General features: G+C 35.8%; 2 protein-coding genes. One reads left to right on the top strand and one right to left on the bottom strand.

Features of this window, described 5'->3' with window-relative positions; all coding sequences use genetic code 11:
* Positions 1 to 449: 449 nt before the first annotated feature.
* Positions 450 to 905, bottom strand: a complete 456-nt coding sequence (locus tag AFK68_RS04725; protein WP_094671799.1) for a GatB/YqeY domain-containing protein — start codon at positions 903 to 905, stop codon at positions 450 to 452.
* Between the two features lie 755 nt (positions 906 to 1,660).
* Between AFK68_RS04725 and AFK68_RS04720 the strand changes: the two genes are divergently transcribed.
* Positions 1,661 to 2,653 carry a ribose-phosphate pyrophosphokinase gene (locus AFK68_RS04720; RefSeq protein WP_210407231.1) on the top strand — a complete coding sequence of 331 codons (993 nt, stop codon included), beginning with the start codon at positions 1,661 to 1,663 and terminating at the stop codon, positions 2,651 to 2,653.
* Positions 2,654 to 3,208: the final 555 nt, after the last annotated feature.

Genomic DNA, 3,208 nt, shown 5'->3' with positions numbered 1-3,208 from the left:
AATATTAATAGATTTTCATGCCATTATTAATTAATATTTTTGATTGCTGCTGACTATTGATGCTCAATAAAGTCTAAGTTTTGGGAAAGGAGTAGTTACTCAAAAGTATACTTCCAAAACCTATTTTTAAGAAACCTTTTGTTAAATTAAAGTTAAATCCTTGTTTAGTTTGGGTTAAGCCCAAATATATCTTTTTGCTCATCTCTAGTAGCGTGTCTAGACTAAAATTGTTGGTAAAACCTAACCTCTCTTTCTGAGGGGAGAAACTCCCCCCTCTGCTTTCAAATATAGTCACAGCAGAGCAAGAATTTAACCTCTGAATTCTGAATATAGCAGCGACCAGGCGGTTAAGACATTCTCAAGCCTCTCAAATATAGGCACAGCAAGAATTTAGCTGATAAATTCTAAATTCTGAATTCTGAATTCTACTATAGCTTCCTGTTTAACTATTAATTTAACTTACTCTTAACCATTTCTTGAACTTTTTTACCATCGGCCTTACCTTTCAACTGCTGCATTGCCGGGCCCATAACTTTACCCATATCTTTAGCAGAACTAGCCCCCACTTGGACAATAATCTCATCTATTACCTGAGCAATCTCATCATCAGATAACTGTTTTGGCAAATATTCCTCAAGAATGGCCAATTCTGCTGCTTCTTGATCTGCTAATTCCTGACGACCTACTTGAGTATATTGTTCTATAGAATCCCGACGTTGTTTGGCCAGTCTTGCTAATATATCCATTTCTTGAGCTTCTGTCAGAGAATCTTTGCCAGCCGCCCTAGCATTGACTTCCTCCTCTAGAATAACTTTTTTGATGCTACGAACTGTCTCTAGACGTACCTTGTCTTTGGCCTTCATCGCAGCTTTAATCTCCTCTGTGATTTTGTCCTTTAAACTCATAATCCCAATCCTGATAACAGTTAACTCTAAAATCATGTCACAAATTATCAGGAAACAAGGGGAGGAAAACGGCCATTCAAGTTGAAACCTTCTGAGTCCCTATCTTTTATAGCGCTACGCAAATAGGGCGCGGACATTTATAAATGCTCAAAGGAGCTTCAGGGATTACTTCTGACTTCTGAGTTCTGACTTCTGACTTCATAAAGGTGTTCCGTCAAATACTTATTTCTACTTTTGACTTGCAGAATAACTATATTACCAGGAAAATAGGATCTTCTAAAGAGATTTTAAATTTTTCAAAGAGTTCTTGAATTTTATTACTAAATGTTTCATAATAATCAGATTAATTCGGGCAAAAATCCTTGATATATTGGTAATAAAATAATCTTTCTGTCGATAAAAATACGGAAGAATATTTTGGGTTTGAGATGATAAGATCACGATGAACTAGCTATCAGCTTTTAGCATTNGTCAACGTGGCGAAAAAACCGCCGAAAAAATCAGATTAATTCGGGCAAAAATCCTTGATATATTGGTAATAAAATAATCTTTCTGTCGATAAAAATACGGAAGAATATTTTGGGTTTGAGATGATAAGATCACGATGAACTAGCTATCAGCTTTTAGCATTCAGCTACCAGCTTTTATTAACTTGGGGTTGAAATCCTTTTATAAACTTAAAAAAAATAATCTTGCTGAGAGCTGACTGCTGAGAGCTGACTGCTTTTTTAATAAAGGTGCTACGAGGGCTTGCCGTGATCCGTGCTACTTTACCAATTCAGGCTCCTGTGCCTGCTATTGCTAACGATCATAATCGACTAAGACTTTTTTCAGGATCTGCTAACGTTCCTCTATCTACGGAAGTAGCTAGATACCTAGGTTTAGACCTTGGTCCAATGGTGCGTAAGCGCTTTGCTGATGGAGAACTATATGTTCAAATTCAGGAATCAATTCGGGGTTGTGATGTCTATCTAATTCAGCCTAGTTGTCGTCCAGTTAATGACAACCTAATGGAATTATTAATAATGGTAGATGCTTGTCGTCGTGCTTCTGCCAGACAAATTACTGCAGTAATTCCTTACTATGGTTATGCTAGGGCAGACCGTAAAACCGCTGGACGAGAATCAATTACTGCGAAATTAGTGGCCAATTTAATTACTGAGGCGGGAGCTAGCCGTATTCTAGCAATGGATTTGCATTCTGCTCAGATTCAGGGTTATTTTGATATTCCGTTCGATCATGTTTACGGCTTACCAGTAATTTTAGATTACTTAAGAAGTAAGAATTTATCTGATATTGTTGTTGTTTCTCCCGATGTGGGTGGGGTGGCAAGAGCCAGAGCATTTGCCAAAAAGCTAAATGATGCCCCTTTGGCAATTATAGATAAACGTCGCCAAGCTCATAATGTGGCAGAAGTCTTGAATATAATTGGGGATGTTAAGGGCAAAACTGCCGTCCTGGTAGATGACATGATTGATACAGCAGGAACTATTTGTGAAGGTGGCCGACTTTTGCGTGAACATGGGGCACGACAAGTTTATGCCTGTGCTACTCACGCTGTATTTTCCCCCCCAGCTATTGAACGTCTTTCCCATGGGATATTTGAAGAGGTAATTGTTACTAATACTATCCCATTCAGTGAGGAACATATCTTTCCTCAACTGACAGTCCTTTCGGTAGCGAATTTATTGGGTGAGACTATTTGGCGGATTCACGAAGATACTTCGGTTAGTAGTATGTTTCGCTAGAATTAAATATTCTTACATACTGCATATTTCTTCCCTCATAAAATTACAGAGAGGGAAGAATAATAAGTATAAAATCTTTAGGAAGATTTAATAGAGATAAAATTTTTGTGACGTTAATTGATTGACAGTAGGGTTTGCTTCGGCAACTCTACTGTTATTTTCACATTTACCGAATAATTAATAATATCATGTCCGGTAGCATCGGTATTGCAAGTGAGAAGGTAAGGAAGAAGGCTTTAGTTATCTAGGAGAGAAGAAAGAAGAAAAGGAAAAACCTTAAATATGATAAACATTTCCCCAACTTTTACACAAACGATACCAGGGGACATGATATAATTCATAAATTATTAAATTATTAAATTATTAAATTATTAAATTATTAAATTATTAAATTATTAATCAAAACCTTAAATATGATAAACATTTCCCCAACTTTTACACAAACGATACCAGGGGACATGATATAATTCATAAATTATTAAATTATTAAATTATTAAATTATTAAATTATTAAATTATTAAATTATTAATCTTCACCTTCTTTAACTATACTAA

The organism is Hydrocoleum sp. CS-953 (assembly GCF_002260545.1).
Lineage (GTDB): Bacteria > Cyanobacteriota > Cyanobacteriia > Cyanobacteriales > Microcoleaceae > Trichodesmium.
Note: the sequence above shows the minus strand (reverse complement) of the source record. Positions and strands in the feature narration are given on the sequence as shown.